General features: G+C 42.0%; 18 protein-coding genes. 9 read left to right on the forward strand and 9 right to left on the reverse strand.

Annotated features, from left to right (window positions below; all coding sequences use genetic code 11):
* Positions 1-21: 21 nt before the first annotated feature.
* Positions 22-711 carry an NUDIX hydrolase gene (locus C7460_RS13565; RefSeq protein WP_115868656.1) on the forward strand — a complete coding sequence of 230 codons (690 nt, stop codon included), beginning with the start codon at positions 22-24 and terminating at the stop codon, positions 709-711.
* On the opposite strand, the gene coaD is transcribed toward C7460_RS13565, so the two are convergent.
* From coaD to C7460_RS13585, 4 genes are read right to left on the reverse strand one after another with little or no spacing between them, the layout of a single operon-like run.
* Positions 699-1,151, reverse strand: a complete 453-nt coding sequence (gene coaD, locus C7460_RS13570) for a pantetheine-phosphate adenylyltransferase (protein WP_115868657.1) — start codon at positions 1,149-1,151, stop codon at positions 699-701. The two genes, C7460_RS13565 and coaD, sit on opposite strands and share 13 nt — an antisense overlap.
* Positions 1,151-2,041, reverse strand: a complete 891-nt coding sequence (locus C7460_RS13575; RefSeq protein WP_170148013.1) for a DUF3822 family protein — start codon at positions 2,039-2,041, stop codon at positions 1,151-1,153. Before C7460_RS13575 ends, coaD begins: the two co-directional genes overlap by 1 nt.
* A gap of 2 nt (positions 2,042-2,043) precedes the next feature.
* On the reverse strand, positions 2,044-2,637 hold the full coding sequence (locus C7460_RS13580; protein WP_115868659.1) for a hypothetical protein: 594 nt from the start codon (positions 2,635-2,637) through the stop codon (positions 2,044-2,046).
* 51 nt (positions 2,638-2,688) lie between these two features.
* Positions 2,689-3,189, reverse strand: coding sequence for an NUDIX domain-containing protein (locus C7460_RS13585; protein WP_115868660.1), 501 nt, complete (start codon positions 3,187-3,189; stop codon positions 2,689-2,691).
* 60 nt (positions 3,190-3,249) lie between these two features.
* Here C7460_RS13585 and C7460_RS13590 point away from each other — a divergent pair, with 60 nt between their 5' ends.
* The gene (locus C7460_RS13590; RefSeq protein ID WP_115868661.1) at positions 3,250-3,738 is read left to right on the forward strand and encodes a DUF1573 domain-containing protein; all 489 of its coding nucleotides are present in this window, start codon (positions 3,250-3,252) and stop codon (positions 3,736-3,738) included.
* On the opposite strand, the gene C7460_RS13595 is transcribed toward C7460_RS13590, so the two are convergent.
* Positions 3,735-4,106, reverse strand: coding sequence for a DUF423 domain-containing protein (locus C7460_RS13595; protein WP_115868662.1), 372 nt, complete (start codon positions 4,104-4,106; stop codon positions 3,735-3,737). The genes C7460_RS13590 and C7460_RS13595 overlap by 4 nt on opposite strands.
* Positions 4,099-4,776, reverse strand: a complete 678-nt coding sequence (locus C7460_RS13600) for a YggS family pyridoxal phosphate-dependent enzyme (RefSeq protein ID WP_115868663.1) — start codon at positions 4,774-4,776, stop codon at positions 4,099-4,101. The genes C7460_RS13595 and C7460_RS13600 overlap by 8 nt, the downstream gene beginning before the upstream one ends.
* A gap of 97 nt (positions 4,777-4,873) precedes the next feature.
* Between C7460_RS13600 and C7460_RS13605 the strand changes: the two genes are divergently transcribed.
* Together C7460_RS13605 and C7460_RS13610 are read left to right on the forward strand one after the other, a co-directional pair.
* On the forward strand, positions 4,874-6,433 hold the full coding sequence (locus C7460_RS13605; RefSeq protein ID WP_115868664.1) for a GH3 family domain-containing protein: 1,560 nt from the start codon (positions 4,874-4,876) through the stop codon (positions 6,431-6,433).
* Positions 6,433-7,059 carry a LysE family translocator gene (locus C7460_RS13610; protein WP_115868665.1) on the forward strand — a complete coding sequence of 209 codons (627 nt, stop codon included), beginning with the start codon at positions 6,433-6,435 and terminating at the stop codon, positions 7,057-7,059. The genes C7460_RS13605 and C7460_RS13610 overlap by 1 nt, the downstream gene beginning before the upstream one ends.
* 2 nt (positions 7,060-7,061) lie before the next feature.
* On the opposite strand, the gene C7460_RS13615 is transcribed toward C7460_RS13610, so the two are convergent.
* The 3 genes from C7460_RS13615 to C7460_RS13625 are packed head-to-tail and all read right to left on the reverse strand — an operon-like array spanning position 7,062 to position 9,877.
* Positions 7,062-8,102, reverse strand: coding sequence for a vWA domain-containing protein (locus C7460_RS13615; RefSeq protein ID WP_115868666.1), 1,041 nt, complete (start codon positions 8,100-8,102; stop codon positions 7,062-7,064).
* Between the two features lie 7 nt (positions 8,103-8,109).
* Positions 8,110-9,012: a hypothetical protein gene (locus C7460_RS13620; protein WP_115868667.1), complete on the reverse strand. Its 903-nt coding sequence runs from the start codon at positions 9,010-9,012 to the stop codon at positions 8,110-8,112.
* The gene (locus C7460_RS13625; RefSeq protein ID WP_115868668.1) at positions 8,993-9,877 is read right to left on the reverse strand and encodes a DUF58 domain-containing protein; all 885 of its coding nucleotides are present in this window, start codon (positions 9,875-9,877) and stop codon (positions 8,993-8,995) included. Before C7460_RS13625 ends, C7460_RS13620 begins: the two co-directional genes overlap by 20 nt.
* Before the next feature lie 73 nt (positions 9,878-9,950).
* Between C7460_RS13625 and C7460_RS13630 the strand changes: the two genes are divergently transcribed.
* The 5 genes from C7460_RS13630 (at position 9,951) to C7460_RS13650 (ending at position 16,722) form a co-directional block, all read left to right on the forward strand.
* A complete protein-coding gene (locus C7460_RS13630; RefSeq protein ID WP_115868669.1) occupies positions 9,951-10,295 on the forward strand; it encodes a DUF4296 domain-containing protein in 345 nt (114 codons plus the stop codon).
* On the forward strand, positions 10,296-12,677 hold the full coding sequence (locus tag C7460_RS13635; RefSeq protein WP_115868670.1) for an endonuclease MutS2: 2,382 nt from the start codon (positions 10,296-10,298) through the stop codon (positions 12,675-12,677).
* Entirely contained in the window at positions 12,677-12,907 is a 231-nt protein-coding gene (locus tag C7460_RS13640) for a cytochrome b5 domain-containing protein (protein ID WP_115868671.1), read from the forward strand. The genes C7460_RS13635 and C7460_RS13640 overlap by 1 nt, the downstream gene beginning before the upstream one ends.
* Positions 12,908-13,126: 219 nt before the next feature.
* Complete coding sequence (gene murQ, locus C7460_RS13645; RefSeq protein WP_115868672.1) at positions 13,127-13,939, forward strand: N-acetylmuramic acid 6-phosphate etherase; 813 nt, start codon at positions 13,127-13,129, stop codon at positions 13,937-13,939.
* A 281-nt stretch (positions 13,940-14,220) separates the two neighbouring features.
* The gene (locus tag C7460_RS13650) at positions 14,221-16,722 is read left to right on the forward strand and encodes a TonB-dependent receptor (RefSeq protein WP_115868673.1); all 2,502 of its coding nucleotides are present in this window, start codon (positions 14,221-14,223) and stop codon (positions 16,720-16,722) included.
* The last annotated feature ends 12 nt before the right edge of the window (positions 16,723-16,734 follow it).

The raw sequence follows: 16,734 nt of genomic DNA on the forward strand, positions 1-16,734 counted from the left end.
GTAAGCAAAGCTAAACTTCTTGTGAAAATATTCATCAACGATATCCCGGTAAGAATAATCAGTAGTGAAGAATTGGATGAGGGCCATGAGTTTGACCTGGTCATTGATGGAGCTACGACTAAAATTAAACCAAAATCTCTCATAGATGATGTGCTCATACGTGATGCTTCACCTGATAAGGTAGATGAATTGCTGCACGTAATGACAGACAATAAATTGAAAAAGGTAGATTCGATAACATTTACCAGTTCGGATAAAAGTGCAATCATCAAGTATATCAAGTCAAAGTTTAAGGTAATTGAAGCTGCGGGAGGAGTAGTAGATAAGGATGGCAAAATACTGCTAATCTTGAGAAAAGGTAAATGGGATATACCTAAAGGTAAGCTGGATAAAAGTGAGAAAAAGCGAGCTTGTGCTGTGAGGGAAGTAGAAGAGGAGACTGGCGTAAAAGTCACCATTGAGAAAAAGATCAATGCTACGTGGCACACTTATGTGACCAAGAAGAAATATGTGCTCAAAAAGACGCACTGGTATGCCATGAACTGCATAGATGATAGTGCTTTAGCGCCACAGGAAGAAGAAGATATAGAAGAGGTTCGTTGGATGAACCTAAGTGAACTGCGCGCTGCATTGTACAATTCCTACCGCTCTATAAGGGTAGTCATTCAGGAGTATCATAAACTCCTCAAAATACACGATCAGAGCTTGTAAGGTAAAAACGGAGCTACTTCACCTCCATACCGATGCACTTCTCGAATGATGCTGCTACTGATCGGAGCCAGTTCAGGAGAGGTAATAAGAAAAACAGTCTCTAACCCTGTATTCAAGTATTTATTGATTTGAGAAATACTGTTTTCATATTCGAAATCAGTTGTGTTTCTCAAGCCTCGCACCAGAAACTTCGCGTCGTATTTTTTGGCCAGGATGGCTGTTAGTTCATCATAGACGATTACTTTGACACGCTCATTTCCCGAAAATGCATCACGAATCTTACCCAGGATCAATTCTGCATCGAAATACCTTTTCTTCTTGGTGTTGTGTCCCATTGCAATGATGACTTCATCGAAAAGCTCAAGGCTTCTCAATACGATATCTTCATGGCCTTTGGTGAATGGATCAAAAGAGCCCGGAAAAATGGCTACCTTTTTCATTACTCGCAGAGAAATATACTGTACAGGTCGAAGTAGCGATGGTCAGCTACGTCTTCAAAGGCTTCAGAAAACTTTAAGAAGTTAGGTTTAGTGCCTAGCGAAATGTTCCTGATGTATTTTTTAAGTAATTCTACCTGAGGAGCGTTAGTCTTTATAAGTCCCCAAACGATCAGTTTACTCGTCTTGGCAGAAAGTCCTACTTCTTTAAATACCAACAGGATGTATTTTAAATAGTCTTCACTTTTCCTTACCGCAAATTGGTTGTAGTAAAGCAATTTTTGCTGTTGACATACGGTAAGGTGAAGTATGCCTCTATCGAAGTAAGCATACATTGCCTTTTCATGAGAGTGGTCATCGTAGGCCAGGATTCCTTCGATTAAGGTACTGCCTTGATGAATCACCTGTATGCTTTTGTTTGGGTATTGGCCTTTTGCCCAGGCTATGACCTTTTTATCAGCAGCAAAGATGTTGACAGCATCCGATGAGATGTGTTTGTAATAATAGACCTCCTCTATTTTTGTCTTTATCTCGCTGTTGAGTGCGAGGTAGTCACTACTAGCCTCAGGTATGAAATGACTGTTTGGAACTAAAGTGAACTTATGGGTCTTGAAGGTTAGTTTGATGTTGTCCCACAGGTCCGAACTAGCAAAAGAATGATTTGCTATAATGCCTTGAATGGCCTCAAGGCGAGTGTTGATTGTTTTGATGTTTTCCAGCTTGTAGTCTTCCAATACCAGGCAGGTATTGGTTTGCTTATTGACCACACACAACTGAAAATCACGAATACCTACTTGTAGGCATAAAGAATAAGACGGGAGCTTCTTCAGATCGAAGCTCCCGGTCTTTATATTTTTAACCAGCTTATAATTGGATGTGGCAGTGCTGCTCAAAATTACTCCCAGTTTCCTGCGGTTGTTACACTCGTTCTAGAACCAAATCTAAGTGGCTTTTTGGTGTTGTATTCGCTTTCTTCATCCCGCTCAGGGTTAACTGGTTTCGGGTTCTTCACCTCTATAGCGTTTACTTTCACACCACTTTTTTCGATTTTGTCTGCCCATACATCAAATTTGGTTGGAGGCTCCACACCAGGTACATATGGCAGGGTAGATAAGTTGAATTTGGGCCATTTATCTGCTGTAAACAACGAATCACGAACAGGCACCGTTCCGATGGTGTCTATTTCTACGTGAGTACTGTCAGCTCCATAATCCAGGGTGATAACTGTCTCAGTACGCTCGGTAATGTAGAAACTACCTGTATCAAGGAAGTTTGTAAGTTTTTCCCAGTCACTCGTGTATTGTCCATGTACAGCTGCATAAGCCAACTCAGCTTCTCGGATCATCTTCAATTGCTCAATGATACGTGCCTCCAATTTCGCAATGCGCTCAGTCTCCTGAATACTCGTGCTAATTGAGTTATAAAGATAATAGGCTAGACCAATGGCAATAATTCCGAAGATGTAACTGAAGATTTTTGTCTTGCTCATTTATGATAGGTTTTTTGCAATAATAAGGATAATTCGATTGTTAGCGAAACGCTATTTTATTGAAATCTGCGCAAAGTTAAAAAAGCCATTCAATTCCAGGAGTTCATCGAGCGCTGTGATGTGCCTGAAAATATTGTGTAAGTTGTTAGGATTCATTGATTTAATGGTTTCAATAGAGAGCCAATCTATTTTATCTAAAATTTGTTCGTCATCTGGTACTTCTGGGTCTTTTCCTAAACTAACCGTGCCTTCTAACCGCCTAACTTTGAAGAATAGCTCTATGGCATGGTGTTTTTCATCTCTGTATTCGTTGACAAAAAGAAACTCCTCTACCGCCACTTGTAGTCCGGTTTCTTCTTTAAACTCCTTCAATACGGCCCCTGGCGCATCCTCTGTGAAGTCAATCCCTCCGCCGGGAGGGCTCCAAATGTATCCGTCAGTACCGATACCTCTGTGCCTGAGCATCAATATCTCGTTATTTTCTATCAAAAGACCACAGGCTCTGGCTTTGACTTTCTTCTCGTAAATGGCTTTACTGATCGAATCACTCATAATTTCTTCAACAATATCAATTACTCTACGTTACCTTTACTTGAAAAAATCAGATACAACATGAGAGTTTTAGCAAGTTTATTCATTTTATGCATCGGATTTGGCGTGGTTGCACAAAGCAATGATGATGATGACAATTCTAAAAACGGACCTAAAATTACATTTTCCGAATCAGTTCATGATTTCGGAGATATCAAACAAGGTGATCGGGTCTCACATACGTTTACCTATGAAAACACAGGCAATGAACCATTAATCATTTCTAGTGTCAAAACGACGTGCGGATGCACAGCTACCAATTGGAGCAGAGAGCCTTTGGCTCCAGGAGAGTCTTCTGAAATCACTGTCAACTTTAACAGTAGAGGTAAAGTAGGTAAGCAAAACAAAACTGTACGGGTCATGTCAAATGCGGTAAATAGTACTGCAAGTGTACGAATTACTACTAATGTGCTTACTGAGACCATACCAGGAGTAAAAGCTGATACGTCTTCAAAGAAGGATGATGATGACGATGATGACGAAGATGATGATGACGAAGACGATGATTAATGCTTAATTAAATAAGCAATCAACAGGATCCAACCCGCAATAAATGCTACTCCACCTAAAGGAGTGATAGCACCCAGAATGGAGTAGTTTGTAATAGAAAGCACGTAAAGCGATCCTGAAAAAACAGTTATACCAGCTACAAAAAGATAACTTACTAGTTTCAGTAGCTGGTGTGGCTGATGCTTCATTAGTAGGCCCACTATGAGGATGGCTAATGCATGAAACATATGATACTGTACCGCAGTATCATATGTTGCTATTTTATCGTTGGCGATCAGTGTGGCTTCAAGTGCATGCGCTCCAAATGCTCCAATGATTACAGCCAATGCTGCAAAGGTGCTTCCTAAATTCAAGTGTCTTTTATCCATAATTTCGTGCTCCAAAAATTAAACTTCCCACCCGGATCATGGAGCTGCCACAATCCAGAGCAATTTCAAAATCACCACTCATACCCATCGATAACTCACTCAAGTCTAAGTTAGGCAATGTGTAGCGTTCTCGGATTTCATCGAATAGTTGCTTTAAGGCTAAAAACTCTTGTTTTACCTTTTCAGTGTCAGAGGTGTTGGTAGCCATTCCCATTAACCCGCTAATTTTTATATGTTCCAGGTTGGAGAGGTCTGTTCCTGATAGTAGTTCATAGAGCTCTTCAGCATCAAAGCCAAACTTTGTGGATTCTTCTGCAATGTGAACCTGTAACAAGCAGTTGATCACTCGGTTGTTTTTGGTAGCTTCCTTGTTGATTGCTTTTAGCAGTCGTAGGCTATCTACAGAGTGGATTAAATGGACATACGGAGCTATGTATTTTACTTTATTGCGTTGTAAGTGGCCTACCATGTGCCATTTAATGTCTTTTGGTAGGTGCTCACTTTTTTCGGTCATTTCCTGCACTTTGTTTTCGCCAAAATGACGCTGACCAGCACGGTAAGCAGCTTCTATATCACTGATAGGTTTCGTTTTACTTATGGCTACCAGCGTGGCTTTTCGCTCACCAATTAAGTGATTTATGTGAGAGAGATTTTCTGCGATATTTGACATCAGTAGTGTATATACTTCAATGACTTGGTTAACTTTATCTGCCGACTGATTGTTGGCTTGACTAAAAGGTAAAATTAACGACTTGCATTAGATACTCATGGCCATTTTAGGTACACTTCTCAAAAAAGGTATAATCCTTAGAGAAAGTCTCGAGCAGCAGTACACTTCTCCGTTTGATCTGCAAAAGCAGGAGCTGCGTAAACTCCTCATTCATAGCCAGCACACTGAGTTTGGTAAGTATTTTCGGTTTCATGAGCTGCTCCGGTTTTTCAAAAAGCAAAACGGCGACCAATTCTATCAGGAGTTCAAATCGCGTATTCCTGTATATGACTATGACCGCATGTATGATGAATGGTGGCATCTCTCCAAAGAGGGTAGAAAGAATATTAGTTACCCGGGTAAGGTAAAGTACTTTGCTCTGTCCAGCGGCACCTCTGGGGCCTCTTCTAAATACATACCGGTCACCAAAGACATGATCAAGTCTATCAGGAAAACGAGTGTTCGCCAAATCCTGACGCTTTCTAAATATGACTTGCCAGACGATCTTTTTACGAAAGGGATCTTGATGCTGGGGGGAAGTACAAACCTACGAAAGAGCGGCACTTATTTCGAGGGGGACCTGAGCGGGATTACAGCTTCTCAAATTCCCTTTTGGTTTCAGCATTTTTATAAACCCGGAAAGAAGATTGCGAAGACTTCAGAGTGGGGGGCGAAGTTGGATGAAATCACCAAGAAGGCAAAAGACTGGGATATCGGGATCATAGTGGGTGTGCCGGCCTGGCTGCAGATCTTAATGGAAAAGATTGTAAACCATTATCAGGTAAAGTCTATTCATGATATTTGGCCAAACTTGAAAATTTTTGTTCATGGTGGTGTTTCGTTTGAGCCATATAAAAAAGGTTTTGAACGGCTGCTGAAACACCCACTCGTATATATGGAGACCTACCTGGCCAGTGAAGGATTTATTGCTTTTCAGTATACACCGGGCAAAAAGTCGATGAAGCTGGTGTTGAATAATGGGATTTTCTATGAGTTTGTTCCTTTTACTGATGCCAATTTTACAGATGAAGGCGCTCTGAGGGAAAATCCCGAAACTCTTCAGATCAACGACGTAGAAGCTGGTAAAGAATACGCACTGCTACTATCTACTAATGCCGGGGCGTGGAGGTATCTTATAGGAGATGTTGTTAAGTTTGCATCTGTAGAAGAAGCGGAAATCGTCATCACGGGTCGTACGAAACATTTTCTGAGTTTGTGCGGTGAGCACTTGTCTCTAGACAATATGAATAAGGCAGTGGAGCTGGTAGGAGATCAGTTGAACATTGATATAAGGGAATTTACGGTGTTGGGTGAGGCTTCTGGTAATCTGTTTGCTCATAATTGGTTCATTGGCACTGATGACCCTGTAGATGAGTCAGTTTTGAGAAAACAACTAGATGAGGCGTTGATGGCACTCAATGACGATTATAAAGTAGAGCGGGGACATGCACTCAAAGAGATGAATGTGCATGTGCTGCCAACATCAATCTTCTACAATTGGTTGAAAAAACAAGGTAAAGAAGGCGGACAAAACAAATTCCCAAGAGTCTTAAAAAAGGCTAAAGCGGAAGATTGGAAATCCTTCTTAGCCGATCAGAAATTGACAATATCGAGTTAATGCCTCCATATATTACGGGACTTATTTTTGGGCTGGTTTTCATTTTTTCCATTGGGCCAGCTTTTTTCTCTTTGGTGCAGACCAGCGTGCAGAAGGGCTTTAAAAAAGCCATCTTTTTAGCAGTTGGTATATCCGCAAGTGATGTGATTTACGTCATCTTGGCTTTGATGGGCGCCGCATCCCTATTAGAAGAGCCCAATACACGAATGTGGATGGCCATAGGGGGTACGGTGATACTTATAGCTTATGGAATTTACTCCTGGTTTAAGCAGCCCAAAGTGTATAAAAATCAAATCGATGGTAAGAAGGAGTTGTCCCTTGTGAAATATGTAGCAAAAGGTTTTTTCTTAAACGGGCTGAACCCTTTCATAGTGGTGTTTTGGATGAGTATTATCGGGCTAGTGGCGGTAAATTATGATTTCTCACCCATTGAGCAGGTTTATTTTTTCATGGGAGTGCTTACTACCATCTTCGTTACAGATATCACCAAAGCATTCATCGCTCATCGTCTGCGCTCTTTAGTGACTCCACATAAAGTGCTGATCCTCAACCGATCTGTGGGAGTGATTTTGATACTGTTTGGGATTCACATGATCTATTTTCTAGTGAACAACTATGTGATTTAAACTCAGTCACGTAGTGCACTTACCATGAAAGTAGACCGTGTAGCCAACCACAATAGAAGCAATACCAGTGCCCATCTCAGGTAAACCGGATAAAAATCGGTAGTGTCTTTGTAACGGGTTTCTTTTATTTCTGCTTTTTCCAGTCGGTCTATTTCCGCGAAAACCTGCTCCAGAGCCTGCTTGTCTGAAACCCTGTAAAACTTACCACTTCCAATCTTGGCTATTTCTCTAAGGTTGGTTTCATCAAGCGTATTTTCTACATATCTGGGTCTACCAAAAAAATCCTGACCAAAAGGAACTTTGCCTTCTTTACCTATTGCAATGGTGTAGATCTTTATGTTGTATGCCTGTGCCAATTTAGCGGCTGTTATAGGGTCAATATTGCCTGCGGTGTTGTCTCCGTCACTTAGCAAAATCATTACCTTGGATTTACTGTCTGATTCTCTCAGCCTGTTGGTAGATACGGCCAGGGCACTTCCTATAGCTGTGCCTCCATTTTCTATTAGCTCAAAGTCTATTTCGTCGATATAAGTGTTGAGCAGCTCATAATCCGTAGTAAGCGGTGATCTACTAAAAGCATCTCCAGAAAAAACCACCAGACCTATTCTATCCTGAAAGCGTCCTTTGACGAAATTTCGAGCTACGTCCTTTGCTGCTTCCAGGCGGTTCGGCTTAAAGTCCTCTATCTGCATTGACTCTGAGATGTCTATGGTAAGCATGATGTCTATACCTTCACTCCACTGCTCCACTTGTTCGTTGGTAGATTGGGGACGCGCAAGTGCCAGTACAATCATAAACATGACCAACATAAAAAGCATTGGAGGGATAAACCGCAAAAAGCTTATCGGATCGCTTTTGATGTCTTTTTGAGTGAGCGCAATAGGTAAGCGCTGGCGAAATTTACCTAACACGAGCCACCGGATCAGCAGCAGTACTGGGATGATGGCCAGTGCATAAAACCAAAGCGGCTGTTCCCAATCTAAAGACTGTATCTTACTCCAGGTAAACCACTCAAGTGAAAACCAATTTTCGTTGATGTTCATGCCTTTGTTAGCTGTTTTTTATATGATCCGTCACCACGCTGTAGCGGTGTTGAGTAAAATCCTCGATGGCCTGAAATTCCTTATAAAGGTTAGCATCAGCATGGCCGCCGTAAATACACCGATCGATATTCTTTAAAACTTCTTTGAGCTCTTGGGTATATTCCATGGCCATTATTTCACGGGTTGTGAGCTTTGTGAAGGGCTTCGATTCCATTCTTTCGAGAAACCCCTTCCAGAGTGCCACCGTACGTTCTGCAAGTCTTTGTTCAGGCTTTTCCTTGAGCTGTCGTATGTTCAGCGTCAATTGCTCGGAGAATCTCGTATATTCCTTTTTCAACCTTCTCAGTTTTAGGGCTTTTTGGATTTTCTTGCCAAAAAGGACCCAAACGAGCACGCCTATGAGCCCCAATACCGCAGCTATAATCCCAATTAATGGAGTATTGACTTCCTTAGACACATCCTGATAGGCCATGTTGGTTTTCAGTCGGGTGGTGTCTGTGACTACAGGAGCCATTTCCGAAAAATAAATGGAGTCAGGCTTAACCTCAATTTTTGTGCTATCGCCACCTTCGTTGAGTACAAAACCAGGTAAAGACAAATACTGGACTGCATCTATTTCATAACTCTGAAGCACATAGATCGCCGAGTCATAGACCATGTTGCCATCGGTTTGACTAGGGAAGAAGGTTTTGTCAGAAAACTCAAATGGCCTGAAGTCATAAGTAGTATCAGGAAGTAATATCTCAAGAGATGCCGGATAACTGGCCGTGAGATAGTAATGAATATCTTCACCTATTCTTAAGCTGTCTTCTATAAAACCACCTTTAATAGATAGTTGCTGAGCGTATATAGTTATACTCAGGATAGCCAGCAAAACGGTGCTAAAAAATCTACCTTGCACGTTGCGCATTTCTTTTATTTCTATGCCTAAATAATTTAACCAATTTAGGGACGTAATCTTCTTCCGTTTCAATAGAAAGATAGTTTACATCATTACGTCTACAGAAGTCCTGAAGTTGTTGGGTGTTATTCTTATACGTTTTGTCCAGAACATTTCTAAATCCTCCCGATGAGGTGTTTACCCAGAGGGTCTTGCCTGATTCCTTTTCCAGTAGCGGAATGATTCCGAGGTTAGGCATATTGGCTTCTCGTTTGTCAAAAAGCTGGACTACCACCAGATCATGCTTCCGGCCCATGCCTTTGAGACTGTGTAAGTAGCCCTCGTCTATAAAGTCTGAGATAAAGAAAATTACTGCCCGACGTTTGAGAAGTCCCAGGCTGTAACGAATAGCTTTATCCAGATTGGTTTTTTTAGATGACGGGTTGAGCTTGAAAATACTGGAGAGTATTTCATAAGAATGCTTCATACCCTTGCCAGGCTTGATGTACTTCTCCCGCTGGTCCGAATAACACAATAGGCCCACCTGACTGCTTTCTTTTACTGCGGCCATAGAGAGCAAGGCAGTCACTTCTTTACCAAGATCAATTTTCTGACGCCCATTTTTTCCTATTTGCTGTGATGCTGAGACATCCAGTATAAAAAGGACAGTTTGTTCTTTCTCTTCTATAAAAGTTTTTACGAACGTTCCATGACCTTTTGCCGTTACATTCCAGTCTATAGTGCGGACGTCATCACCATACTGATAGGCTCTCACATCGTCAAATTCGAGGCCCGAACCCTTAAAGATGCTATGGAAATCTCCTTGCATCTGAGAGTTGATGGCTTTGCGCACTCTTATTTCATATTTTCTCAGCTTTTTGAGGATTTCCTTCATGCGAAGTAATTTTGACCTTTCATTAAAGGATACATTTGCACAAAAATATTAAACACGTTAAGACATACGCCCTGTGAACAAATCTTTTTTTGTAGTGATCATAATGCTGGCCATGGCCTGCTCTAAGAAGCAAACGGAAACGCCTCCGGGAGTGTTGGGTAAAGAAGATATTGTGCGTGTATTGATAGACGTGCACTTGTTAGAAGCTAAAGTGAAAAAGCTGTACTTAAACAGGGATAGTAGTGAAGTGGTATTTGCTCACTACGAGCAGATGTTGTTTGATGATATGGGCATTACCAAAGCAGACTATGAAAGGAGTATGGAATATTATACGGATAATATCCAACAGATGAAATCCATATATGATGAAGTGGTAGATAGTTTGCTGGCCCGTCAGAAAGCTCAAGATTTTGAATAAATGTTAATATACCCTCAAGATATCAAGGAAAAGCTGGGCATCGACCAGCTTTTTGAATTAGTAAGGATTAAGTGTAAGTCAGACTATGGCGTAGAGTTTTTGGAAAAAGCTCGACCGTCTGCCCGAGTAGCTGATATAGATAAATGGCTCGAACAGACCGCAGAGATGCTGCGTGTACTTTCGAGTGGTGACAATCTGCCATCGCGTGACTTTCAAGACCTTCGTGTTTTTATTAAAAAGATGCGGGTAAAAGGTACTTTTCTTCAAGCTGAAGACTTTGCTACGCTGAAATCCCTGCTTACACTATTGTATGAGTGGACCCAATATCTGAAGAAAAACCAAACCGAGTATCCCGAGCTATGTAGTCTTACCTACGGGTTTATTGCGGATACTACGCTGATCAGGTCTATTGAAGAGATCGTAGATGACAAAGGTCAGGTAAGAGATACGGCTAGTCCTGAGTTAGCCTCTATTCGGGCTATGCTAATACAAAAAGAAAAAGCAGTACGCGTAGCAATCAATAAGGTGCTGCGAAAGGCCATTCAGGATCAGTTTACAGATGAGGATAGCAGCGTAACTATACGAGATGGTAGGCTGGTTATCCCGGTAAAAGCAGAATACAAACGGAGGATTCAGGGTTTTGTGCACGATGAGTCGGCTACAGGTCAGACCGTCTATTTGGAGCCTACGGAAGCACTTCAGCTCAACAACGAAGTGCGTGAGTTGCAATATCAGGAGCGTAGGGAAATAGCCCGAATACTGATTCGTCTAACGGATCTGGTCCGTGAATCCGCTGAAGACCTGGAAAAAGGATCTGTATTCATAGGGTTGCTGGATTTCATACATGCCAAGGCATCTTTTGCCAGGGAGATAGAAGCTGTAAAACCTCAGGTAAGTAAAAACCCCATAATCAAATGGTACCAGGCCTATCACCCTTTGCTATGGCTTTCTCACAGAGAATCTGGAAAGCCGACCATACCACTATCCCTGGAGCTGAGCAGGCAAGACAACCGCGTTTTGGTAATATCCGGTCCCAATGCGGGAGGTAAATCAGTGGCGCTAAAGACCGTGGGACTGCTGCAGTACATGTTTCAGTGCGGATTCCTAATACCGGTAGGAGAGGCCTCCACTTTCGGAGTTTTTAGAAGCATCTTTCTAGACATTGGTGACACTCAGTCATTGGAAAATGACTTGAGTACCTATAGTTCTCACCTTACTTCCATGAAGTACTTCCATGAAATGGCTGATCGTAATAGCCTATTTCTTATTGATGAATTTGGAACTGGAACAGAACCGCAGTTTGGTGGAGCAATTGCGGAATCACTTTTGGAACAGCTGACCAGTCGCAAGGCCTTTGGTGTGGTAACTACCCACTATCAAAACCTGAAAAAATTCGCCGAAAATACAGCTGAAGTGGTCAATGGTGCTATGAAATACGATGTATCTGCATTAGAGCCATTGTTTGAGCTGGAAGTAGGCAAGCCCGGTAGCTCGTTTGCATTTGAAATAGCCAAAAAAATAGGTTTACCTGAAAAAATCATTGAAAACGCCAAAGGGCTGGTAGGCACTAGTCAGGTGGATTATGAGCACTTGCTCAACAGTCTGGAAAAAGAGCGAGGTTCGTATGAAAAGCTCACCAAGAAGCTCAAAAAAGAAGAAAAGTCGATCGCTCAGATAAAGACTGATTATGAGTCGCTGAAAGAAATGCTAGAAGATGACCGGAAGCGCATCATCAAAGAAGCCAAGGGCAAAGCACGACAAATAGTAGAAGAAGCCAATCAGCGAATAGAGCGCACGATCAGAGAAATCAAAGAACACAAAGCTGAGAAGGAACGAACGAAGAAACTTCGATCGAATCTGGAGGCCTATAAGTCAAAGCAAAAAAAAGAGGAAGAGCAAGCCGCCAAACGCAAGAAGCAGGAAGACCTAAAGCCGGGCGACGCTATTACGATAGAAGGGCAAGACACCACAGGTGAAATCATGCACATCAAAGGCAAGCAAGCACAGGTGAGGTTTGGCAATATTATTTCTTTTATAGACCTCAAACGTCTATCCAAAACAAGCAATCGACAACTGAAAGCTCAGGAGAAAAAGTCGAAAAAGATAGGGGGCATCAACATGGTTGATAAAATGGCACAATTCAATTCGGAGATAGATATCCGAGGGATGCGAGCCGAAGAAGCACTCCTAAAAGTAGATGAATATATAGATCAGGCACTTTTGCTGGGATCGGATCAGGTGCGAATAATCCATGGCAAAGGGCACGGGATTTTACGTGATGTCGTTCGCACACATTTGAAAGGTCATTCGGCGGTCAGTGCCATGGCAGACGAACACATAGAAATGGGTGGGAGTGGTATTACCCTCGTTACTTTAGGATAATGAAAGCGTATACCGTTTCTCAACTAGCCCTCCGAAATGGACAGGATCGCGAAGAAATCTGGATAGCATTTGAAGGCAGAATATATGATGTGACCGGATCGAAACTTTGGCGCAATGGCAAGCACTATGAGCATTGGGCCGGTCAGGATCTTACAGCAGAACTTGCTGATGCTCCACACTCCAGTAAAGTTTTTGCAAAGTTTGAAGTAGTAGGTGTGCTCAGTAGGTAAGCTATAAACATACCCTGTTTATGATCAATAGGTTATCACCTTTTTTGTAGTTTTGCACTAATGCTCAGGCATTCATGCCCCACCTAAGTGACATTCATTTGACGAATGTCTAAATAACATGGCTTCATCAACCTCAAAAATGATCTTTTAGAGTCTATAGGACTCTTTAAGGCTTGGAAAATAGAATTGCCATAGTAACTAATAGTACCAGCTAAAATTATGAACAAAATTCCAGACACGGAGCAGACATCCAGATACGATCATATCGAGCAGATGTCCACCAATGAAATTTTAACTGCCATAAATCAAGAAGATGCCACAGTAGCCTTGTCTGTGCAAAAGGTAATTCCCCAAATTGAAATGTTTATACAGCAGGCATTAAGCAGAATGCAGACCGGGGGCAGGCTTTTTTACATAGGATCAGGCACTAGTGGTAGGCTAGGTGTAGTGGATGCCTCCGAATGTCCACCTACATTCGGTGTTAGTGACGATGTAATCATCGCTTTGATAGCAGGGGGTGATGGTGCCATACGTAAAGCCGTGGAGCACGCAGAAGATGCTGAAACTGCTGCATGGTCAGATCTTAGTGCTTTTCATCCCACTGATAAAGATGTTGTGCTCGGAATCGCTGCTTCGGGCACCACTCCGTATGTAATAGGCGGAGTGAAAGCCGCGAGTGAAGCTGGGCTGCTCACCGGGTGCATAGCTTGCAGCGAAAACTCTCCACTTGGCGAGGTGGTGAACTGCAAAATTGAAGTGCCCGTAGGTCCTGAATTTATTACAGGCAGTACGCGAATGAAGTCAGGAACGGCACAAAAAATGATTCTAAATATGATCTCCACCACGCTCATGGTGAAGCTTGGAAGGATTAAAGGTAATAAGATGGTGGATATGCAACTAACCAACAAGAAGCTTCATGATCGTGGAGTGCGCATGATTGTGAATGCTTCGGGACTTGAAGCCGACGAGGCGGCCAGATTACTAGACAACCATGGTTCAGTTAGAGCAGCAATAGATGCTGTTTCCAAATAGTTGTTTATTTATTGTTACTTAATTGATCTTAATGTTATCTAAATGTTAAGAATATAATTTGGTGAATAATTAGTGTCGCAAATATTTGAAGTGTCAAAAAAGCATTCACCGAGGATCGACCGACCCTTCAACGAATTATTGCAAACCTTAGTTTTATCATTACCAACTTCGTGTTAAATTAAGATTATTGAGTTTGAACAAAACTTAATTTTCATGAAAACAAGTAAGAGAGGTTTCGGCCTACTTTTGCGCAAGTTGTATTAAAACAAAAGGTAAACGTAATGAGGAAAATTCTACGCAATTATGCATTAATCGCTGCGATGCTTATGGCATCAGTGGTGGCCTTTGCTCAAAACAATATCACAGGTACTGTGGTAGATGCTGAGACAGGTGAGGGGCTACCAGGAGCGAGTGTTGTTGTAAAAGGCACCACAAATGGCACCATCACCGATTTTAACGGTGACTTCACTTTGTCTGTACCAGACGAAACGCTCACCATCATGATCTCTTTCGTAGGTTTCAAAACGGTAGAGAAAACTGTAGATGTAAGCGAAACACTTTCTTTAGGTCAAATAAGCCTGGAGGCTGGTGCTAATGAATTAACTGCTGTTGAAGTACTTGCTTCAGTAGCAGTGGAGCGTAAAACTCCAGTAGCCGTATCTTCTATTAAGAAGGCTGAGATTCTAGAAAGAGCTAGTAACCAGGAATTTCCAGAGTTGCTAAAAAGTACACCGGGTGTGTATGCAACCAAGCAAGGTGGTGGATATGGAGATTCACGTATAAACCTTAGAGGTTTCAATTCAGAGAATGTGGCCGTTCTTATCAATGGTGTTCCTGTAAATGACATGGAAAATGGCCGGGTATACTGGTCAAACTGGGCAGGACTTACTGATGTGACTTCATCTATGCAGGTACAAAGAGGTTTGGGAGCGTCTAAAGTAGCTGTGCCATCCATCGGAGGTACTATAAATATTCTAACACAAACTACTGATGCTGAAGCTGGCGGAAACGTGTTTTACGGTATCGGTAATGATAACTACAATAAAGGATCATTTTATGTTTCCACAGGTCTTACAGAAGATGGTTGGGCAGTTTCTTTGAGCGGCGCAAAAATCACTGGAGACGGATATGTTGATGGAACAGAATTCGAAGGATATAATTATTTCTTCAATGTTTCTAAAGCAATAGGTGATGATCATACAATTTCTTTGACGGGTTTTGGTGCTCCACAGCGTCATGGTCAAAGACAGTCTAGCCTGAGTGTAGCCACGCTAAAGGATAAAGGGATGCGTTGGAACACTGACTATGGATACCTCGATGGTCAGGTAGTTCATGTGGAGGATAACTTCTACCACAAGCCACAGTTCTCCCTGAACCACTACTGGAACATCAATAAGGATACAGAGCTTTCTACTGCATTGTACGTGTCTACTGGTACTGGTGGTGGAGGTGGATCCGCAGGTACGCTTCAGAGAAGGTATGATGGTCTTTATGACCTTGAGGCCACAAGAGATACTAACATTGCCAATAGAACCGAAAACGGTGGTGATGGCAATGCTATAGGATACCTCAGAGCTTCTAGAAATGACCACAAATGGTACGGTCTGCTAAGTACACTTACCAATGAGTCTGTAAGTAATTTCACCTTCATGGGAGGATTAGACCTAAGATATTACAAAGGCATCCACTTTTCAGAAGTAACTAACTTGTTGGGCGCTGAGTACGTGTTGGATGACAATGATGTAAATAATCCAAACCGTAGACTCGGAGTAGGAGATAAAAGAGATTACTACAACGACGGAATTGTGCTTTGGGAAGGCGTATTTGGACAAGCAGAGTATACACAGGGAGACTTAACCGTTTTTGCATCTGCCGCACTTTCCAATACTTCGTATCAGCGAATTGACTATTTCCAATACACTCCGGATGAGCAGGAGACTGATTTTTATCACTTCCTGGGTTATCAGGCTAAAGGTGGAGCCAACTACAACCTTACAAGAAATCACAACGTGTTTGCGAACGCTGGTTTCTTCACTAAAGCTCCAATATTTGATGCTGTTTTCCAGGGATTCTCAAATACAGTAAATGAGGATGCAGAGGTACAGAAAATCATGAGTTTTGAACTCGGGTATGGATACAGAAGTGCTAAACTCACTGCAAATGCTAACGTGTACCATACACGATGGATGGACAGAACGTTAATTGAATCTGTGGGAGATACATTATTTGCCAACCTTCAGGGAGTAGATGCCATACACCAGGGTATCGAGTTAGACTTCACTTACAAACCGGTTCAACGCCTAACCATAAATGGTATGGTTTCATTGGGAGACTGGACATGGGCAAATGACCTTAACAATGTGATTATTTATGATGATAACAGAAATCCTGTAAATGAGGACGATCCACTCAGCCTATACATCGCAGGATTGAAAGTTGGTAACGCAGCACAAACTACTGCAGCTCTGGGTGTGAATTTTGAAGCTTTTAAAGACTTTAAAATTGGCGCACTACTGAACTACTTTGCTGATAACTACAAGGATTATGATCCTAATGATGTAACTACTCCAGAGGCAAAAGACAATGTAGAAGTTGTGGTGCCTGAGTATTATAACCTGGACATTAACGCCAATTATGGATTCAAGTTTGGAGCGTTTGATGCTACTGTATATGGTAACATCAATAACGTACTGGATACTGAATACATCACTGATTGGACCTCATTTGGTATTTATCCTGGAACAGGCCGCCAGTGGACTATGGGCCTAAGAATTAATTTCTAAATTCTAAATCTT

Source organism: Marinoscillum furvescens DSM 4134 (assembly GCF_003386095.1).
In the GTDB taxonomy this organism is placed as follows: Bacteria; Bacteroidota; Bacteroidia; order Cytophagales; family Cyclobacteriaceae; genus Marinoscillum; species Marinoscillum furvescens.

Coding starts and splice junctions, on each gene's coding strand:
- coaD (WP_115868657.1), bottom strand. CDS start 1,151: ATGAAAAAGGTAGCCATTTTTCCGGGCTCTTTTGATCCATTCACCAAA.
- C7460_RS13580 (WP_115868659.1), bottom strand. CDS start 2,637: ATGAGCAAGACAAAAATCTTCAGTTACATCTTCGGAATTATTGCCATT.
- C7460_RS13585 (WP_115868660.1), bottom strand. CDS start 3,189: ATGAGTGATTCGATCAGTAAAGCCATTTACGAGAAGAAAGTCAAAGCC.
- C7460_RS13590 (WP_115868661.1), top strand. CDS start 3,250: ATGAGAGTTTTAGCAAGTTTATTCATTTTATGCATCGGATTTGGCGTG.
- C7460_RS13595 (WP_115868662.1), bottom strand. CDS start 4,106: ATGGATAAAAGACACTTGAATTTAGGAAGCACCTTTGCAGCATTGGCT.
- C7460_RS13600 (WP_115868663.1), bottom strand. CDS start 4,776: ATGTCAAATATCGCAGAAAATCTCTCTCACATAAATCACTTAATTGGT.
- C7460_RS13605 (WP_115868664.1), top strand. CDS start 4,874: ATGGCCATTTTAGGTACACTTCTCAAAAAAGGTATAATCCTTAGAGAA.
- C7460_RS13610 (WP_115868665.1), top strand. CDS start 6,433: ATGCCTCCATATATTACGGGACTTATTTTTGGGCTGGTTTTCATTTTT.
- C7460_RS13615 (WP_115868666.1), bottom strand. CDS start 8,102: ATGAACATCAACGAAAATTGGTTTTCACTTGAGTGGTTTACCTGGAGT.
- C7460_RS13620 (WP_115868667.1), bottom strand. CDS start 9,012: ATGCGCAACGTGCAAGGTAGATTTTTTAGCACCGTTTTGCTGGCTATC.
- C7460_RS13625 (WP_115868668.1), bottom strand. CDS start 9,877: ATGAAGGAAATCCTCAAAAAGCTGAGAAAATATGAAATAAGAGTGCGC.
- C7460_RS13635 (WP_115868670.1), top strand. CDS start 10,296: ATGTTAATATACCCTCAAGATATCAAGGAAAAGCTGGGCATCGACCAG.
- C7460_RS13640 (WP_115868671.1), top strand. CDS start 12,677: ATGAAAGCGTATACCGTTTCTCAACTAGCCCTCCGAAATGGACAGGAT.
- murQ (WP_115868672.1), top strand. CDS start 13,127: ATGAACAAAATTCCAGACACGGAGCAGACATCCAGATACGATCATATC.
- C7460_RS13650 (WP_115868673.1), top strand. CDS start 14,221: ATGAGGAAAATTCTACGCAATTATGCATTAATCGCTGCGATGCTTATG.